The organism is Jiangella mangrovi, assembly GCF_014204975.1.
Taxonomy (GTDB): Bacteria; Actinomycetota; Actinomycetes; order Jiangellales; family Jiangellaceae; genus Jiangella; species Jiangella mangrovi.
Genome location: NZ_JACHMM010000001.1, coordinates 4,999,402 through 5,016,296, shown reverse-complemented (window position 1 = coordinate 5,016,296; position 16,895 = coordinate 4,999,402). Strand labels below are relative to the sequence as shown.

Below are 16,895 nucleotides of genomic sequence, written 5' to 3'. Positions count from 1 at the left end.
CCCAACGGAGGGAATGCCCATGAGGACCACAGTTCACCGCGCCCTCGCCGTCGTCGCCTGCGCCGCCCTGCTGGCCGCGTGCTCCGGCGGCGGCGAGGAGGCGCCGGCGAGCGGCGGGAACGACACGCCGACGCAGAGCCAGGGCGACGACCTCCCGCGCGGCTTCGTCGGGGCCGACGACGCCGGAGGCGCAGCCGCTGGCGACCCGCAACCCGGCGGCACGCTCACGTACACGCTCAACGTCGAGGCGGACAGCCTCGACCCGGCCGGCGAGTTCGGCGCGGGCAGCGCCGGCGGGTCGGAGCTGACGGCGCTCTACGACCTGCTGGTGCGCTACGACTACGAGGCCGGCGAATACGTCCCGCAGCTCGCGGAGTCGCTGGAGCCGAACGCGGACTTCAGCGAGTGGACGGTGACGCTGCGCGACGGCGTCACCTTCACCGACGGGACCCCGCTGGACGCCGACGCGGTGAAGTTCAGCGTCGAGCGCTACCTCGCGACGAGCGGCGGCTGGTCCAGCCTGCTCGGCGACGCGCTGGCGAGCGTCAACGCCGCCGACCCGTCGACCGTGGTGTTCACCCTCACCCGGCCCTGGGCGGACTTCCCGTTCATGCTCGCCCAGGCGCCGGGGAACATCGTGTCGCCGACGGCGGTCGCTCAGTACGGCGACGAGTTCCTGCGCAACCCCGTCGGCGCCGGGCCGTTCGTCCTGGACCACTGGGCACCCGGCGAGGAGCTGGTGCTGACGCCGAACCCGGACTACTGGGGCGGCAAGCCGTACCTCGACCAGCTGCGCTTCACGTCCGCGCAGACGCCGCAGGCGCTGGCCGACCTCATGACCTCCGGCGGCACCGACGTCACGCAGATCCGCGACCCCCACGTCATCCGCACGCTGCTCGGCGACGATTACGGCGGCTTCGTCGACATCACCAACACCGGCAACATCCTCTACATCAACAGCGCGGCCGGTCATCCGGGCGAGGACGTCCGGGTCCGGCAGGCCATCGCGGCCGCCATCGACCCCGAGGCGATCAACCAGCGCGCCTACGACGGCGAGGGGCTGGTCGGCAGCGAGGTCTTCCAGGACGGGTCTCGCTGGGCCAACGACGTCGGCGGTCCCGCGTACGACCCCGACGAGGCGAAGCGGCTGCTCGAGGAGGCCAAGGCCGACGGGTACGACGGCGCCATCGAGGTCACGACGGGGCCGACGGAGCCGGAGGCGGCGCTCACCATCCAGGCGATGCTCAACGCCGTCGGCTTCACGGCCGAGGTGGCGCAGGTGCGCACCGGGCAGGACCTCATCTCGAAGGTGCTGGTCGACCGCGACTTCGACGTGTCAGTCTACGGAGCCAGCGCGACGGACGATCCCGGCGACGTCTTCACCCGCTACTACGACCGCATCGGCCGCGAGGGCAACTTCCTCGGCTACAGCAACCCGGAGATGACCCAGACCCTGCTGGACTTCGCCGCGACGGGCGACGAGGCGGAGAAGAAGGAGCTGGCCGCGCAGCTGCAGGAGATCTGGAACGAGACCATGCCGTTCCTCCCGATCGCCGCGGCGCCGGTCTTCCTGACCTGGCAGGACACGGTGCACGGCGTGCAGCCGTCCACCCAGTTCCAGCTGCTGTTCGACAAGGCCTGGATCGAGCAGTGACGGCCCTGGACCTCACGTTCGCCTGCCTCGACTACGACCGGACCCGCGCGCTGCAGGACGGGCGGGTCCGGCCGGAGGGCATCGCGCTGAACTTCCTGCCGCTGCCGGTCGAGGAGACGTTCTTCCGCCAGCTCAAGCACCACGAGTTCGACGTGGCGGAGATGAGCCTGTCGTCGTACGTGCTGACGCTGGACCGCCCGGACCCGCCGTTCGTCGCGATCCCGGTGTTCCCGTCGCGGTACTTCCGGCACCAGTCGATCTACGTCAACACCGGTTCCGGTGTGACGCGCCCGGAGGACCTCGCCGGCAAGCGGGTCGGCGTGCCGGAGTACCAGATCACCGCGGGCGTCTGGCAGCGCGGCATGCTGGCCGACGAGTACGGCGTCGACCCGTTCTCGGTGCGGTACTTCACCGGCGGCGTCGAGACGCCCGGGCGGTCGGAGAAGATCGCGCTGGACCTGCCGGACGGGGTCAGCGTGCGGCCGATCGGGCCGTCGGAGACGTTGTCGGCGATGCTGGCCGACGGTTCGCTGGACGCCGTGATGAGCGCGAGCGTGCCGTCGTCGTTCGGGCGGTCGCCGCAGGTGAAGCGGTTGTTCGACGACCCCAAGGCGGCCGAGCGCGACTACTACGCGCGCACCGGCATCTTCCCGATCATGCACACCGTCGTCGTCAGGCGGGAGCTGCTGGACCGGCATCCGTGGGTCGCGCGGTCGCTGACCAAGGCGTTCGAGGAGTCGCTGCGCATCGCCTACGACGACCTGCGTTACCGCAGCGCGCTCAAGGTCATGCTGCCGTGGCTCGACGACCACGTCGCCGAGACCGTCAGCGCGCTGGGCGAGGACTGGTGGACCTACGGGCTGGAGCCGAACCGGCACGTGCTCGAGGTGTTCCTGCGCTACTCGTTCGAGCAGGGCCTGGCCAAGAAGCAGCGCCGTCCCGAGGAGCTGTTCGCCGCCTCGGCCGGCTCCGCCTACACCATCTGAGGAGGACCATGACCGAGATGTCGCCGACCGCGGCCGGACGGGTCGCCGTCGTCACCGGGGCCGGGCAGGGGATCGGGGCCGCGGTGGCGCGCGACCTGGCGGCCCGCGGCTACCGGGTCGCCGTCCTGGACCGCAACGGCGCGGGCGCGAAGGAGGTCGCCCGTTCCATCGGCGACGGCGCCGGCGTGCTCGCCGTCGAGGCCGATGTCGCCGACGCGGAGTCGATGGCCGCCGCGCGGGCTGCCGTCATTGACACGTTCGGCGGCGTGGACGTCCTGGTCAACAACGCGGCGATCTTCTCGACGCTGACGATGCGACCGTTCGAGGAGATCGGCCTCGACGAGTGGGACCGGGTCATGGCGGTGAACGTCCGCGGCCCGTTCCTGTGCGCGCGGGCGTTCTCGCCGGACCTGCGGGCGTCGGCGCGCGGGCGGATCGTCAACCTGACGTCCGGCGCGGTGTTCATGGGCCGGCCCGGCTACCTGCACTACGTCGCGTCGAAGTCGGCGCTGATCGGGCTGACGCGGTCGCTGGCGCGCGAGTTCGGCGACAGCGGCGTCACCGTCAACGCGATCGCCCCCGGCTCGACCGAGACGGAGGTGCCGCGCGACACCGTCACGCCGGCCGACGTCGCGCGGATCGTCGCGGGGCAGGCGATCAAGCGCCGCCAGACCGCCGCGGACCTCGTCGGCACCGTCGCGTTCCTGGCCGGCGCCGAGAGCGACTTCGTCACCGGCCAGACCCTGGTCGTCGACGGCGGGATGGTCTTCCAGTGAGTTCGAGGCAGAACGAGAGGTGCGGTCAATGACGCCGGAGCGCGAGTACGACGGGATCATCATCGGGGCCGGCCAGCACGGGCTGATCCTCGGCAGCTACCTGGCCCGGGCCGGGCTGAAGGTGCTGCTGCTGGAGCGCCGGCTCGGCTACGGCGGCGGGCTCAGCACCGAGGAACGCACGCTCCCGGGCTTCTACCACAACCTGCACTCGATCAATCACTTCAGCATCAGCAGCACGCCCTGGTTCCGCGACCTCGGGCTGTCGGCGAAGCTGCGCTACATCACGCCGCGCTACGAGTTCGCCCAGCCGCACTCCGACGGCAGCGCACTGGTGTTCTCGCGCGACCTCGACGAGACCGCCGCGAACATCGCCCGGTTCTCCGTCAAGGACGCTGAAACGTTCCGCGAGTGGAACGTCAAGGCCGAGGAGATGACCAGCCGCATCTTCCTGAAGGAGCGGTTCGCCGAGCCGCTGTCCGAGGCCGACCGCGCGTCCGTGCTGGGCCAGTCGATGCTGGGCAGCGAGTTCCTCGAGCTGACCCGCAAACAGCCGCTCGACGCCGTCAACGAGCTGTTCGAGAACGAGTACGTGAAGGTGCTGTTCCTGTTCAAGCTGTCGCTGTTCGGCACCGTCCTGCATGAAACGTTGAACTCCGGCAGCCCGGTCGGCTCGCTGATCCGCGCGTTCGACCTCACCACCGGCTACGAGCTGGCCGAGGGCGGCAGCTGGAACCTGGCCCGCTCGCTCATGGAGACGTTCATCGCGGCCGGCGGCGAGTTCCGCAACCAGGCGCACGTCGAGCGGATCGTGGTCGATGGCGGGCGCGTAACGGGGGTGTCGCTGGCCGGCGGGACGGAGTTGAAGGCGCGGTTCGTGGCGAGCACGGTCGACGTGCACCAGACGTTCGCCCAGATGGTGGGCGCGGACCATTTGCCGGCCGACGTCGCCGCCCGCGTCGAGGGCCACAAGCACACGCCGTGGACGCTGTTCGGCCTGCACCTCGCTCTGAACGAGCCGCCGCGCTACGCCGCCGCCGCGTTCGACCCGGCCGTCGACCGGGCGCTCAAGTACAACGTCGGTTCCGAGACCATCGAGAGCCTGCTCAAGGCGCACGACGAGGTCGAGGCCAAGCGGGTGCCGACGAACGCGCAGTTCGGCGCCGGCGCGCTCAGCGTCCTCGACCCCAGCCAGGCGCCGCCCGGCCGGCACACGGCGTACGCCTGGCAGGTCGTGCCGTACGACATCGGCGGCGACCCCGACGCCATCGACGACGCCCGGGCCGGCCTGCAGGAGTCGATCCTGGCGAAGTGGCGCACGTACGCGCCGAACATGACGCCGGACAACATCCTCGGCTCGTACACGTACACCGCGAAGGAGTACACCCGCGAGCTGATCAACATGCGCTACGGCGACATCTTCATGGGCGCGCTGACGTCGGACCAGGTCATGTACAACCACTTCGGCTACCGGACGGCGATCGACGGGCTGTACATGGCGGGCTCGGCCTGCCACCCGAACGGCGCCATCACCGGCGGGGCCGGCTACATCGGCGCCTCGGTCATCGCCGCCGACCTCGGCGTGAAACCGTGGTGGACGCCGACCGACGCCCGCGCGGAGCTCTCGGACCTTGCGTAGGGAGGCGGGGCGACCTTGCTGAGCTCGCCTTGGCACGGCTGGCCACGGTCTTGGCTCGGCTGGTCGGCGTTGGAGGGTCCGTTTCGTCCCTATTCCCAGGGCGGCCAGCCGAGCCAAGGCGGCACCCGCCGCCAACCGTCGAGCCGTCAGGCGGGTTCGGGGTGGTCGAGGCCGGCGCCGCGCAGGGCGGACGCCATCTCCTTGCGGGCCTCGAAGAGCTGCTCGAGCGCGCCGGCCTTGAGCAGCCGGTCCAGTCGCACGATGGGGGTGGCGACGGAGTACGCGGCCAGCGGGCGGCCGTCGTCGCCGAGGATGGACATGCCGATGGCGCCGATGCCGCCCTCGGACTCCTCGCGGTTGACGGCGTAGCCCTGCTCGCGGACGGTGTCGAGCTCGCCCAGCAAGGAGTCGAACTGGGCCCGGTCCAGGGCGTGCCCGGCGGTGAGTGAGCCCTTCCCGAGGTAGAGCCGGGCCAGGTAGTCGGTGTTCTCGTGGCAGAGCAGTGCCTTGCCGCCCGACGTGGTGCGTGCGGGCAGGACGGTGCCGGCGCGGTCGCCGACGCGCAGGACGGAGTGCGCCTCGACGGAGTGGAGGAACCGCACGTGCGCGCCGACCCGGACCACGAGGTTCGTCGTCTCGTCGAAGCGGATGCACAGCTCCTCGAGCAACGGCTGCAGGACCTGCCGGATCTCGCGGTTCCAGCTGGTGTTGAGGGCGCGGGCGCCCAGCGCGGGGCCGGGCGCGTACCGCTTGGAGTCGTCCTGGATGGCGAACCCGCGGTAGACGAGCATCGCCATGAGCCGGTGCGCCGTCGACACGGCGATGCCCAGCTCGGCCGCGACGTCGGTGAGCCGCACGCTGCCCTGGTCGCGCAGGATCTGCACGATGCGCAGCGCGTTGTCGACGGACGTGATGGGGTACGGAGGCCGCTGGATGGATTGCTTCCGCATAGCAGAACAGTACCGGCTGATCGCCCCGTCGGCGGATTCGTGGAGGGGAGACTTGGACCAGCGCCAGGGCGCTCTCGGAGGCTGACCACACCCGATGCAGGCGCCTCCAGAGACGAGAGGAGTTCTGCTGTGAAGAAAACGGGTCGCGTGATCGTCGTCGGCGGTGGCATCGGCGGGCTCTCGGCGGCCCTGGCGCTCCGGTCCCGCGGCGTCGCCGTCACCCTGCTGGAGCGGGCCGACGAGTTCGGCGAGGTCGGCGCGGGCCTGCAGCTGGCCCCGAATGCGACCCGGATCCTGGACGACTGGGGGCTGCTCGGCGAGACGATGCGGCAGGGCTTCGAGCCGCGCAGCCTGGTGCTCAAGGACGCCGTCAGCGGCGACGAGCTGACCCGGCAGGACCTCGGCACCGACTTCCGCAACCGCTACGGCGCCCCGTACGTCGTCATCCACCGCAGCGACCTGCACGCCATCGTGCTCGAGGCCGCCCGCGCCGCCGGCGTCGAGCTGGTCACCGGTGCCGACGTCGTCGCGGTCGCCGACCTCGAGCCCGGGGTCAGCGTCAGCGTCGCCGGTGAACCCGCAGGGCTGACGGCGGACGCCTGCGTGGCCGCCGACGGGCTGACCTCGCGCATCCGCGACACGATTGTCGGCGACGAGCCGGTCGCGTCGGGCTACGTCGCCTACCGCGGCACGCTGCCGGGGTCGGCGTCCGGACTCGACGACGTCGTCGCCTGGCTGGGGCCGGGCTGCCACTTCGTCCGTTACCCGCTGCGCCAAGGCGAGCTGCTCAACCAGGTCGCGGTCTTCCGCTCGGCCAGGTACGCGGCCGGCGACGACGAATGGGGCACCGTCGACGAGCTGGACGCGGCGTTCGCGGACTGCTGCGACGAGATCCGCGCCGGCACGCCGCACCTGTGGCGGGACCGGCGCTGGCCGATGTTCGACCGGGTCCCGACGACGCGGTGGCGGCACGGCTCGACGCTGCTGGTCGGCGACGCCGCGCACCCGATGTTGCAGTACCTCGCGCAGGGCGCCTGCCAGGCCATCGAGGACGCGGCCGCGCTCGGGCGGGCCGTCGACGCCGTCGGGCCGGGGAGTGCTGCCGATTGGCCCGCCGTCTTCGACGCCGTCGCCGCCGAACGGGAGCCGCGGACGTCGCGGGTGCAGCTGACCGCGCACCTCTGGGGCGACATCTGGCACACCGACGGGCTCGGCCGGACGCTGCGCAACGAGCTGCTGCGCCGCCGCGACACCAAGGACTTCCGCTACTTCGACTGGCTGTACGGCGCGGCCTGACCCCCGGCTGTTGACACGTTCCAAGGAGAGGACACCCCGATGACCGATCTGCAGCCGGACGAGGAGGCGGAGCTGAAGCAGCTCTACGCCGACTTCGAGGCCAACGACCTCACGCCGCTCTGGACCCAGCTGAACGACCTGATGCCGCTGGTGCCGGCGCCGTCCGCGAAGGCGCACGTGTGGCGCTGGAAGACGCTGCACCGGCTGGCCGAGCGCGCGGGCGACCTCGTCCCCGTCGGGCGCGGGGGAGAGCGGCGGGCGATCGCGCTGGTCAACCCGGGTCTGCCCGGCACGGCGTACGCGACGCCGACGCTGTGGTGCGCCATCCAGTACCTCGGCCCGCACGAGACCGCGCCCGAGCACCGGCACAGCCAGAACGCGTTCCGGTTCGTCGTCGAGGGCGAGGGCGTCTGGACGGTCGTCAACGGCGACCCGGTCGCGATGCGCCGCGGCGACTTCCTGCTGACGCCGGGCTGGCACTTCCACGGCCACCACAACGACACCGACCAGCCGATGGCCTGGATCGACGGGCTCGACATCCCGTTCACGCACTACTCCGACGTCGGCTTCTTCGAGTTCGGGTCCGAGCGCGTGACCGACGAGGCGTCGCCGCCGGTCTCGCGGTCGGAGCGGCTGTGGGCGCACCCCGGGCTGCGGCCGCTGTCGGAGCTGGACCAGCGGGTCAGCTCGCCGCTGGCCGCGTACCGCTGGGAGCACACCGACCGCGCACTCACCGAGCAGCTCGCGCTCGAGGACGAGGGCCACCCGGCGACGGTCGAGCAGGGCCACGCCGCGATCCGCTACGTCAACCCGACCACCGGCGGCGACGTCATGCCGACGATCCGCGCGGAGTTCCACCGGCTGCGGGCGGGGACGGCGACCAGGGCGCGGCACGAGGTCGGCTCGTCGGTCTGGCAGGTCTTCGAGGGCAGCGGCTCGGTCGTGCTCGGCGGCGAGGAGCGGCAGCTTGCGACCGGCGACCTGTTCACCGTCCCGTCGTGGGCCGCGTGGTCGCTGCGGGCCGACACCCAGCTGGACCTGTTCCGGTTCAACGACGGGCCGATCATCGACCGGCTCGGCTTCGCCCGCACCTGGATCCCGGAGGACGAGTCATGAGGCTGGCGACGGTACGGGTGGGCGACGGCGGCGGGACGGCTGCCGCCGTCGTCGACGATGACGGCCTGACGGTGATCGACGGCGTCCCGGACGTGGGGTCGCTGCTGACGGACCCGTCGTGGCGGGAGGTCGCGGCGGGCGCCGACGGCGAGCAGCTCGCGTTGGACGCGCTCGCACCGGTCGTGCCGCGGCCGGGCAAGGTGCTCTGCGTCGGGCTCAACTACCGCAATCACATCAAGGAGATGGGCCGCGAGCTGCCCGAACACCCGACGCTGTTCCCGAAGTACCCCGAGACGCTGATCGGCCCGTACGACCCGATCCGCTGGTCGGCGCACTCGGCCGCGCTGGACTGGGAGGCCGAGCTGGCCGTCGTCGTCGGCGCTCGCGTCTTCGAGGCGAGTGCCGCGGAGGCCGAGGCGGCGATCGCCGGGTACGCCGTCCTGAACGACGTGACGCTGCGCGACTACCAGTACCACACGACGCAGTGGCTGCCGGGCAAGAACTTCGCCGGCACGACGCCGCTCGGACCCTGGCTGACCACGGCCGACGCGTTCACCGACGGGCGCATCACGACGACGGTGAACGGCTCGCTCGTGCAGGACTCGTCGACGGCGGACCTGGTGTTCTCGCCGGCCGAGCTGATCGGCTACGTGTCGCGGTTCCTGCCGCTGGCGCCCGGCGACGTCATCGCGACCGGCACGCCGGGCGGGGTCGGCCACGCGCGCAAGCCGCCGGTCTACCTGCGGCCCGGCGACGTGGTCGAGACGGCGATCGAAGGGCTCGGGTCGCTGCGCAACGTGGTCGGCGGCTGAGCGCTCGATGGCTGCGCGGACCGACCGCACCACCGATCCGGCGATCGTGGCCGACCTGCTGCTCGCCCGGCGCGGGACGGCGTACTTCCTGCGCAAGCTGAAGGAGCTGCCCGACGACGCGCTGGGCGAGCCGTCGCTGCTGCCCGGCTGGACCCGCGCCCATGTCGTCGCGCACGTCGGCTACAACGCGCGGGCGCTCAGCCGGCTCGTCACCTGGGCCGCGACCGGCGTCGAGACCCCGATGTACCCGTCGCCGTCGGCGCGCGCCCACGAGATCGAGTTCGGCGCCACGCTGACGCCGAACGCGCTGCGCAACCTGGCCGAGCACTCCGCCGTCCACCTCAACGTCGAGTGGCGCGACCTGCCGCCGGACCGGTGGGCGGCGACGGTTCGGACGGCGCAGGGACGCGAGGTGCCGGCCGCGGAGACGGCGTGGATGCGGGCCCGCGAGGTCTGGCTGCACGCCGTCGACCTCGGCAACGGCGGCCGGTTCGAGGACCTGCCCGCCGACTTCCTCGGGCGGTTGCTGGCGGACGTGACGGGGACGTGGTCGCGACGTCCCGACGCGGTGCCGGCGCTGGCGCGGCTGGCGGCCTGGGCGACCGGCCGTTCGGCCGGTGGCGTCGGCGGTCCCGGCTTCACCGCGCCGCGGTGGCTGTGACCGTCCGGAGGAAGTCGTCGACCTCGCCCTGCCAGTCGCGGGCGGACGCGACGACGGCGGTCATGTCGTGCGAGCCGTGGACGTGACCGGCCCACTCGTGCAGCGTGACGGGCACGCGGGCGGCGGCCAGCCGCTCGGCGTAGGCGCGGCCGTCGCCGCGGAGGACGTCGAACTCGGCGGTCATGATCAGCGTCGGCGGGAGGCCGCTCAGGTCGGGCGAGAGCAGCGGCGAGGCGTACGGCTCGCCGCGGCGGTCCGGGTCGCAGTACCGCTCGATGTTCTCGGCCAGCTCGTCGTAGGTGAGGACGACGGCGTCCGGGTCGGCCTCGCGTTCGGCGTGGGCGAGGGTGAGGTCGAGCACCGGGATCTCGAGCACCTGCGCGGCCGGCCGCGGACCGCCACGGTCGCGGGCCATCAGGACGGCTGCGGCGGCGAGGTTGGCGCCGGAGGAGTCGCCGCCGATCGACAGCCGCCCCGGATCGACCTGAAACGTGTCAGCGTGGGCGGCGACCCAGCTCAGGGCCGCGTACACGTCCTCGGCGGGGACGGGGTAGCGGCGCTCGGGCGCCGGCCGATGGGCGACGGAGACGACCACGCTGCCGGTGCTGACGGCCCGACGGGCGAGGAGCGCGTCGCGGTGGTCGAGTGTGCCGAGCCACCAGCCGCCGCCGTGGACGTAGACGTGCCCGGGGCGCGGCTGCTCGTCGCCCGCCGGCTCGCCGCCCGGGTGATAGGAGCGGAGGTCGATGCTGCCGCCGTCGTCGGCCGTGATGGTGTGGTCGCGGTGGGTGACCAGCGCGGGCGCGGGGAGCGTGACCGTGGCCGCGCGCTGGTCCATGCCGCGGTGGATGGCGGCGCGTCGGTCGGCGACGCTCTGCGCGGGGTCGGCCGGGAACTGGCGCGCCTGGGCGATCCGGGACACCATCGGGTGGAGTTCGGGGAGGACGGGCATCGGCGGGCTCCTCTGCGTTGACTACAGTGACTGTAACGAAGGCTGGGATCGCGGGGTTTCACGGGCATGGTGGGAGTACGGGCGGAGCGCAAGCAGCGCACGCGCGAGCAGATCGCGGCGACGGCGCTGCGGCTGTTCGCCGAGCGCGGGTTCGAGGCTGTCTCCGTCGCCGAGGTGGCCCGGGTCGTGGGCGTCACCGAGAAGACGGTGTTCAACCACTTCGCGACCAAGGAGGACCTCGTCTACAGCGGCGACGAGGCGTTCGAGTCGGCGCTGGTCGACGCCGTCGGCGCCAGGCCGCCCGGCACGCCGGTCGCGGCCGCGGTGGCCGCGTTCCTGCTGGACCGCTACGCCGGCTTCGGCGACGACCCGGCCCGGCAGGAACGGCACGCGGTGCTCGCCCGGCTGGTCACCGACAGCCCGGCGCTGCAGGCCCGCGAGCGGCAGATCCTCGCCCGATACGCGTCGACGCTGAGCTCGCACATCGCGCTGGAGCTGGGGGTCGACGGCGACGGCGACGACCTGCGCCCGCAGGTGGTCGCCGAGGCGCTGATCGCCGCCCACGGCGCCGTCATCGGGGCCTTCCGCCGGGCGACGCTGTCCGGCGCGCCGCCCGCGCAGTACGCGCCGCGGGTGCTCGCCGCCGCCCGCGAGGCGTTCGGGCTGCTCGCCTCCCTGCCCTGAGCGGTTCAGCCGGGCAGCTGCCCTGAGCTCAGTCGGGCAGCATGCCCGCGGTGAACGGGACGCCGGCGATCGCCGTCAGCGCCGCGGCCCACCCGGCGACGAAGTAGTCCCAGCCGTCGACGGCGGTGGCGCCCTGCGCGCGGGCGTCGGCGAGGAACGTGAGGTCGCCGCGGTAGTTGAAGTCCCACGCCGTCGCCGATGCCGGGAGCACCGTGCCGGGCGGCAGGGGAGACCCGGGCCTGTCCTTGCCCAGCCCGGTCGCGTTGACGACGAGCGCGTGCTCGGGGATGCGGGTCGTGGCGCTGTCGCTGTCGCCGTCGCCGGCGGCGAGCAGGTGGAGGCGGTCGTCCAGGAGGCCGCACCGGTCCGCGGTGGCGCGGAACGCGGCCAGGGCGCCGTCGTCGCTGTCGATGACGGTGATGGTGCGCGGCCGGCGCGACTCGTCCAGCGTCAGGGCGAGCAGCAGCGCCGTCCCGGCCCCGCCCGCCCCGTAGACGACGACGTCGCGGCCGGCGGGGTCGAGCCGGTGCACGACGGCGGCCAGCGCGAGCGGGTCGCGGGCGAACCCGTCGACGACACCGCCGCCGACGCCGTCGTCGCGCCGGGCGAGCGCGTTGACCTCGAGCGTCAGCTCCGCGAAGGCGTCGATGCTCCGCAGCCGCGCGGCCGCGGCCCGGTACAGGCGGAGCTTGTGGCTGGTGACGACGGCGCCGGCGATCTGTGGGTTGGCGGCAATGGCGTCGACGAGGTCGCGGTAGGTGGCGGCTGGGGTGGTGGTCGGCAGGTCGACGCCGCGCAGCACCCACTCCGGCCGGCCGAGCCGCGCGGCCCACGCCGGGAACTCCTGGTGGATCCGCGACCCGCTGGTGTCGACGCCGACGAACGCGACCAGCCGCCGTCCGCCGTCGCTCCACGTCGCGAGGTCCTCGGGGGCGATCACGCGGCCGTCGTGCGTCACGCGGCCCAATCTACGGCGGGTCGGCTAGCGTGACCGGCGATGGCTGCGACCCGGGTCCTGCACTGGAACATCCACTCCTGGCGCGACGAGGACGGCGACCGGCCCGGCGGGCCGAACGCGGACGCCGTCGCCGCTGTCATCGCCGAGACGGACCCGCAGATCGTCTCCCTCGTCGAGGTCGACGAGCGGTGGGGTGCGGTGGAGTCGCTCGCGGGGCTGGCGTCGCGGTTCGGGTTCTCCTGGGTCTTCCCGCCCACCGTCCACTACGGCGACGACGACGGCCCGCGCGGCGGCTACGGCAACGCGCTGCTGGTCAAGGCGCGGATCCTGGCGGTGCAGCAGTGGCAGCTCCGGTGGCCGCCGCGCCCCTATGACGGCTCGGAGTCGTCCGAGGCGCGCAGCGTGCTGCTGGTGAAACTGGGCATCGGGCCGGACGGGCTCTGGGTCGGCAGCACCCACCTGCCCCGCCGCTCGGCCCCCGCACGATCAGCCGGGCTGGGACGGCTGCTCGAGCTGGTCGGCGGCCTCGACGCACCCTGGCTGATCTGCGGCGACTTCAACACCGCGGCCTCGTCGTGGGTTCCGGCCGACGGCTCCGTGCTCGTCCGCCCCTCGGCGCCGGAGCCGTCGTACCCGGCGAGCGCCCCCACCGAGCCGATCGACTACGTGGTCGCCGCTCCTGGGCTGACGGTGTCCGCTGCGGTTCTCGATCGTCCCGGCTCCGACCACCTCCCGCTCCGGGCGACGGTCACCGTCGGCGAGGGCGCAAGCTGATGCTCGCCCTCGTCGTCGACCGCACTCGTGCGGGCGGTCCTCACTCGCCGCATGGTCGATCGCGGCGGCCGGGGACGTGTTCCCCGAGCGAGTGAGGCGCACCCCGCGAGGAGTCTTGGCACGCCGGGGCGCTCCACAAAAGGGGCGAGTCGGGCGTGATAGGTCACGTCCAGCGTGCCAAGCACGACGCCCTGGCGTGCCAAGCCGGGCCCCAACCGGTCCCCGCGCGGTGACGTGCTCTCCATGCGAGTGAGGAGCGCCGTGGGAGCGGCACCGTGCCGAGCACGGCGCCCGGCCTTGGTTGAGCGGGATGGCGGATGGTTTGGTGGGGCCATAGCGCCACCAAACCGCCCACCATCGGGGGCGTCAGCCGTGCGGAGGCCCTATTCTCAGCTCGATGGCCGTGACCGAGACCCCCAGCCGCTCGCGCGTCGTCGCGACGCTGCGCTCGGCGGCGGTCGACGTTTTCGCGGTCCTCCTCCAGGCGGGGAAGCTGCTGGTGCGGCACTGGCCGGTGCTGCTGGCCATCCTGTTCGCCGGCGAGGCAGGCCGGTACGCCGCGCTCTGGGCGGCCATCGAGCTGAGCAAGATCAGCGGCACGCTGGGCGTTCTGGTGCTGGTGCTGGGGCCGCTCGCGGCGGTGTGCGCGCTGATCGCGGCGCTGTACGCGCTGAGGCACTCGCTGCCGTCGCTGCAGTCGTCGGCCGACGAGGCGGCGGCGATCGGCGACGACGACCAAGTCGGCCGCAGGCCGCGCACCAGCATCCTCACCGTCCTCGGCAGTGTCATGGTGCCGTTCCTGGCCATCTACGCGTCCTACGGGTACCTCTCCGAGGACGTCTTCCGGTTCATCAACACCGCCGTCACCGACGAGCTGTTCAACAACCCGGACGCGCTGCTCGGGACCGGTGACATCGACGTCGACCGGACGGCGCTCGCCACTGGCTGGCTGGCACTGGCGCTGGTCGCGGTCGCGATCGTGCTGCGCTACGGCCTGGGCATCCTCGCCCAGCGCAAGCCGATGAAGTGGATCCCGTGGGCGGCCGCGTACGTCGAGGTGCTCTGGCTCGTCACGCTGGCCCGCATGCTCGCCGTCCACCAAGAGGCCGCCATCACCTGGATCCAGGAGCGCAGCGTCGCCCGCGCCATCGCCGACGGGTGGGCGGCGGTGCTCGACTTCTTCGGGCCGGTCGGCCACGCCGTCGACGTCGGGACGACGTGGCTGTTCGAGCTGCTCAGCCAGGCCGACGCGCTGCTGGTCATCCCGGTCGCCTGGCTGACGGTGGGCGCCGTCGTCTACGGGCAGCAGCTGCGCGATCCCGAGCGCCGCCGCGCCACGTCGCACCGCCGGCCGCGCAGCGGGCTGGTCCGGCGCATGCACGCCCCGGCCCGGCAGGTCGGCAACGAGCTGACCGGCGGCCTCGGCGACCGGTTCGGCGCCCTCGCCAAGGGCCTGCGTCGGCTCGCCGTCGCCGGCCTGGCGCCCATGCTGCTGTTCGCGCTCGCGTTCGTCGTGGCGCAGCGCCTGGAGTACGCCGTCGACCTGCTGTGGCGCCTGGTGCTCGGGCCGATGCCGCTGGACGTCTACCTGGCCTTCGTGCCGCACACCGGCATGGTGTCGCACGTCATCGGGACCGTCGCCGTGGTGTGCCTGCTGGGTGCCGCGATCGACCGCGTGCTCGACCGCGGCGGCCACACCGAGCGGCAGACCGTCAGGATACGGTGATCAACAGCCCGTCCGGCGGGCCCCAGCTGAGCCGCACGTCGGTCACCTCGACGCCGTCGGGCAGCAGGACGACGGGGCTGACCGTCCACTCGTCGGGGCGGGTCGGGCCGGTGTCGGGGTCGAGGCCCTCGATGAGGTCGAGCTCCGGCCCGCGCGCGTCCGGCGGCACGCACGGCGACGTCGCCTGGCTGCGGATCGTCGGCGACGAGATCTCGTAGGCGTACTCGGTGCCCTCGGCGTCGCGCAGCACCAGGGAGCAGCCGGTCAGCGGGACGTCCGAAGGTGCCGCCAGCGTCAGGTCGACGGCGAGCGCCTGCACCCCCGCGGGCGGGTCCAGCACGTCGTCGTCGCTGACCGGGCCGAACAGCTCCGTGGCCGGGCGGACGCCGTCGAGGCGCACTCGCACGCTGAACGGCACGTCGCCGGTGCGGTCGTACTGGCTGGACGAGAACGTCACCCACTCGCCCTGCTCCCCGTGCTGCAGGTCGCGCGGCTTCTCCAGCCACCACTGCGTCTCGACGCGGTACGAGGCCGCCGCCAGCGCCGCGGCCGCCGCCACCGGCAGCACGAGCAGGCCCCAGCGGTTGCGCCGCCACCAGCCCGGCGACCTCACGACGCACCTCCGTCGACCGGATCGGCGACCTCGAGCGGCTCCTCGGCCGCCGCATACGCCTCGGCGTCGTCCGCGGTGAGCCCGAGGTCGACGACGGCGATGTCGTCGCGCCGGTGGTCCTCGTCGTTGTCGGGCAGAGCAATGACCAGGTGCGCCCCGGCGACGGCGTCGGCGGGCACCTCGATGGCGGTGGCCAGCTGTCGCGTGATGCCGGGCTGTGCCGCGCCGCCGGAGCTGTACGGGTTGCGCTGGCTGCCGGAGCGGAACACCCGGCCCTCGCCGTCGCGGATCGCCACGTACGCCGGGATCTGCGGCTCGCCGGCCGCGGTGTACGTCCAGTCGACGACGACGTAGACACCGGCACTGATGCGCCCGGTGCCGGCGGAGTCGACGATCCGGGTGGAGCCGTCGACGGCGGTGACCTCGACGGTGCCCCAGCGGGTCTCGATCGGCTCGCCGACGGCGCCGGCCCGTTCGAACGGCTCGGACGCCGCGGTCTCGGCCGGCATCAGGCCCTGGACGGCGCGGCCGGTCGCCAGCGCCGCGACCAGCAGCACGGCGAACGCGGTCTGCCGGGACATGCGAGCGAACCGCCCCACCGGCGGACGCGCCACGCGCCGGGCGCCGCCCATCAGGAGTCACCCTCGGGCTCGCTGACCGCGAGGTCGCCGGCCGCGATGGGCAGCGGGTCGAGCCACTCGTCGGTGTGGTCGATGGAGCTCTGCCGCAGCGTGTGCCCGACCAGCACGAGCCGCGCCTCGGCCGGCACGTCGGCCCGGGCGTCCTGCTCCCACACCAGCGCGACCTCGTACTCGAGGCCGGGCTGGATCGCGTCGAGGACGGAGCCGTCGGCCATGACGTAGGCGCCCTCGGCCGACACGGTCTCCTCGGGGTCGCGTGTGCGGCCGGGGACCTCGTACGACGGCACGCCGGGCATGCCGTCGAGGGTCACGCTCTCGTTCAGCAGGTAGCCGTACTGGGTCTTCGTTCCGGTCGCCTCGACCGTCGCGACGACGGCGAGTACGCGGGTCTCGTCGTCGCCCTCGGAGACGCCGGGTAGCTCGTCGACCACGCGCATGCGCTCGATGGTGACGATGAACGGGCCGACGTCGACGGTGTCGCCCTCGGCCAGCGGCGCGACCTCGGCGGCGGTCTTCTCCGTGGGGTCGAAGCCGCCGGCCACGAGCACGGTCAGCGCGACGGCGCCCGCCGCGCTGCCGGCCAGCGTCAGGTGCTGGCGCGAGGCTCCCCGGACCACCCGTCGCAGCCGACCCCCCGACTCAGCCATCACGGCACCAGAG

Annotated in this window: 17 protein-coding genes; 11 read left to right on the top strand and 6 right to left on the bottom strand. The window is 73.0% G+C overall.

The window, feature by feature from the left end:
• Positions 1-19: 19 nt before the first annotated feature.
• The 4 genes from HD601_RS23200 to HD601_RS23185 are packed head-to-tail and all read left to right on the top strand — an operon-like array spanning position 20 to position 5,052.
• Complete coding sequence (locus HD601_RS23200) at positions 20-1,654, top strand: ABC transporter substrate-binding protein (protein WP_184825876.1); 1,635 nt, start codon at positions 20-22, stop codon at positions 1,652-1,654.
• The gene (locus HD601_RS23195; RefSeq protein WP_184825874.1) at positions 1,651-2,640 is read left to right on the top strand and encodes an ABC transporter substrate-binding protein; all 990 of its coding nucleotides are present in this window, start codon (positions 1,651-1,653) and stop codon (positions 2,638-2,640) included. Before HD601_RS23200 ends, HD601_RS23195 begins: the two co-directional genes overlap by 4 nt.
• Before the next feature lie 8 nt (positions 2,641-2,648).
• Positions 2,649-3,416, top strand: coding sequence for an SDR family NAD(P)-dependent oxidoreductase (locus HD601_RS23190; protein WP_221441230.1), 768 nt, complete (start codon positions 2,649-2,651; stop codon positions 3,414-3,416).
• A gap of 28 nt (positions 3,417-3,444) precedes the next feature.
• Positions 3,445-5,052, top strand: coding sequence for a phytoene desaturase family protein (locus HD601_RS23185; RefSeq protein ID WP_184825872.1), 1,608 nt, complete (start codon positions 3,445-3,447; stop codon positions 5,050-5,052).
• Positions 5,053-5,198: 146 nt separating this feature from the next.
• On the opposite strand, the gene HD601_RS23180 is transcribed toward HD601_RS23185, so the two are convergent.
• The gene (locus tag HD601_RS23180) at positions 5,199-6,002 is read right to left on the bottom strand and encodes an IclR family transcriptional regulator (RefSeq protein ID WP_184825870.1); all 804 of its coding nucleotides are present in this window, start codon (positions 6,000-6,002) and stop codon (positions 5,199-5,201) included.
• Positions 6,003-6,131: 129 nt separating this feature from the next.
• On the opposite strand from HD601_RS23180, the gene HD601_RS23175 reads away from it, so the two are divergent.
• The 4 genes from HD601_RS23175 to HD601_RS23160 are packed head-to-tail and all read left to right on the top strand — an operon-like array spanning position 6,132 to position 9,887.
• Positions 6,132-7,298 (top strand): FAD-dependent oxidoreductase, encoded by a 1,167-nt coding sequence (locus HD601_RS23175; RefSeq protein WP_184825868.1) that lies wholly within the window; start codon positions 6,132-6,134, stop codon positions 7,296-7,298.
• A gap of 39 nt (positions 7,299-7,337) precedes the next feature.
• Positions 7,338-8,414 (top strand): cupin domain-containing protein, encoded by a 1,077-nt coding sequence (locus HD601_RS23170; protein WP_184825865.1) that lies wholly within the window; start codon positions 7,338-7,340, stop codon positions 8,412-8,414.
• On the top strand, positions 8,411-9,226 hold the full coding sequence (locus HD601_RS23165) for a fumarylacetoacetate hydrolase family protein (RefSeq protein ID WP_184825863.1): 816 nt from the start codon (positions 8,411-8,413) through the stop codon (positions 9,224-9,226). The genes HD601_RS23170 and HD601_RS23165 overlap by 4 nt, the downstream gene beginning before the upstream one ends.
• Before the next feature lie 7 nt (positions 9,227-9,233).
• Positions 9,234-9,887 (top strand): maleylpyruvate isomerase family mycothiol-dependent enzyme, encoded by a 654-nt coding sequence (locus tag HD601_RS23160; RefSeq protein ID WP_184825861.1) that lies wholly within the window; start codon positions 9,234-9,236, stop codon positions 9,885-9,887.
• Here HD601_RS23160 and HD601_RS23155 read toward each other — a convergent pair.
• The gene (locus HD601_RS23155; RefSeq protein WP_184825859.1) at positions 9,865-10,839 is read right to left on the bottom strand and encodes an alpha/beta hydrolase; all 975 of its coding nucleotides are present in this window, start codon (positions 10,837-10,839) and stop codon (positions 9,865-9,867) included. The genes HD601_RS23160 and HD601_RS23155 overlap by 23 nt on opposite strands.
• A gap of 66 nt (positions 10,840-10,905) precedes the next feature.
• Between HD601_RS23155 and HD601_RS23150 the strand changes: the two genes are divergently transcribed.
• Positions 10,906-11,523: a TetR/AcrR family transcriptional regulator gene (locus HD601_RS23150; protein WP_184825857.1), complete on the top strand. Its 618-nt coding sequence runs from the start codon at positions 10,906-10,908 to the stop codon at positions 11,521-11,523.
• Positions 11,524-11,551: 28 nt separating this feature from the next.
• Here HD601_RS23150 and HD601_RS23145 read toward each other — a convergent pair whose 3' ends face one another.
• Positions 11,552-12,481 carry a shikimate dehydrogenase gene (locus tag HD601_RS23145; protein WP_184825855.1) on the bottom strand — a complete coding sequence of 310 codons (930 nt, stop codon included), beginning with the start codon at positions 12,479-12,481 and terminating at the stop codon, positions 11,552-11,554.
• Positions 12,482-12,520: 39 nt separating this feature from the next.
• On the opposite strand from HD601_RS23145, the gene HD601_RS23140 reads away from it, so the two are divergent.
• Both HD601_RS23140 and HD601_RS23135 read left to right on the top strand, forming a co-directional pair.
• Positions 12,521-13,255 carry an endonuclease/exonuclease/phosphatase family protein gene (locus HD601_RS23140; RefSeq protein ID WP_184825853.1) on the top strand — a complete coding sequence of 245 codons (735 nt, stop codon included), beginning with the start codon at positions 12,521-12,523 and terminating at the stop codon, positions 13,253-13,255.
• 397 nt (positions 13,256-13,652) lie between these two features.
• Positions 13,653-14,981 (top strand): hypothetical protein, encoded by a 1,329-nt coding sequence (locus HD601_RS23135; RefSeq protein WP_184825851.1) that lies wholly within the window; start codon positions 13,653-13,655, stop codon positions 14,979-14,981.
• Here HD601_RS23135 and HD601_RS23130 read toward each other — a convergent pair.
• From HD601_RS23130 to HD601_RS23120, 3 genes are read right to left on the bottom strand one after another with little or no spacing between them, the layout of a single operon-like run.
• Entirely contained in the window at positions 14,968-15,594 is a 627-nt protein-coding gene (locus HD601_RS23130) for a hypothetical protein (RefSeq protein WP_184825849.1), read from the bottom strand. The two genes, HD601_RS23135 and HD601_RS23130, sit on opposite strands and share 14 nt — an antisense overlap.
• Positions 15,591-16,175 (bottom strand): hypothetical protein, encoded by a 585-nt coding sequence (locus HD601_RS23125; RefSeq protein ID WP_184825847.1) that lies wholly within the window; start codon positions 16,173-16,175, stop codon positions 15,591-15,593. Before HD601_RS23125 ends, HD601_RS23130 begins: the two co-directional genes overlap by 4 nt.
• A 50-nt stretch (positions 16,176-16,225) precedes the next feature.
• Positions 16,226-16,882, bottom strand: a complete 657-nt coding sequence (locus HD601_RS23120) for a hypothetical protein (RefSeq protein WP_184825845.1) — start codon at positions 16,880-16,882, stop codon at positions 16,226-16,228.
• Positions 16,883-16,895: the final 13 nt, after the last annotated feature.